Source organism: Escherichia sp. MOD1-EC7003, assembly GCF_002965065.1.
In the GTDB taxonomy this organism is placed as follows: Bacteria; Pseudomonadota; Gammaproteobacteria; order Enterobacterales; family Enterobacteriaceae; genus Escherichia.
In genome coordinates, this window is record NZ_PTRE01000204.1 from 1 (window position 1) to 933 (window position 933).

Sequence of the window (933 nt, forward strand, 5' to 3'; positions counted from 1 at the left end):
GACGGGCCCACAACGCCTGCTCCAGCGCATCCAGCACGAATGTCGTTTCCATAGACGATGAGACCCGCCACCCCACGATGTATCCGGCAAACACATCAATGATAAACGCCACATAGACGAAGCCCTGCCATGTGCTGACGTAAGTAAAATCAGCCACCCACAGCTGGTCAGGACGTTCTGCCACGAACTGACGGTTTACGCGGTCACCTGTGGCAACGGTTTTCCGGCTGACGGTAGTGCGGACCTTTTTACCCCGGAGAACACCGGCAAGTCCCATAACCGCCATGAGGCGCGCCACTGTACATCTGGCCACCCTGATTCCTTCCCGTAACAACTGACGCCAGACTTTACGCACACCGTACACCTGATGATTTTCATCGTATACGCGCTGTATCTCTCTCTTCAGCCAGTCATCGTGCTGCGCACGGGCACTGCGTTTATCCGGATGATGTCGCTGTTGCTGACAATGGTAATACGTTGACGGGGCAATATGCAGTTCGCTGCATACCGGTCCGACCCCGTACTGCTCACGCAGCTTATCCAGCAGTGGCATCATTTTTTCCAGAGGCGGTCGAACTCCGCCTTCGCAAAATAAGCGGAAGCCTGGCGAAGGATATCGTTACTGCGGCGCAGTTCACGATTTTCACGTTCCAGCTCTTTCAGACGCTGACGTTCAGCGGTGGTGAGCCCACCATCACCGCCCCCGGTATCCCGCTCATGCTGGCGAACCCAGACACGCAGAGTCTCCGGCGTACAGCCAATCTTTGGGGCAATGGAACAAATTGCCGCCCACTGTGAGTCATATTCATCCTGACTTTCCAGAACCATACGAATCGCCCGCTGACGGACTTCGGGGGAAAAACGAGTATTTTTAGTCATCCTGTTTACCTCTTTCTCAGGGAGTTTAGTCTCCAGGATTCCCGGGGCGGTTCA

1 pseudogene and 1 other annotated feature are annotated in these 933 nt (G+C 55.1%); the pseudogene reads right to left on the minus strand.

The window, feature by feature from the left end:
• Positions 1 to 879: pseudogene (locus A7090_RS23620) on the minus strand (IS3 family transposase); the annotation flags it as partial.
• Positions 482 to 598: a sequence feature (AL1L pseudoknot), on the minus strand. It overlaps the preceding pseudogene by 117 nt.
• Positions 880 to 933: the final 54 nt, after the last annotated feature.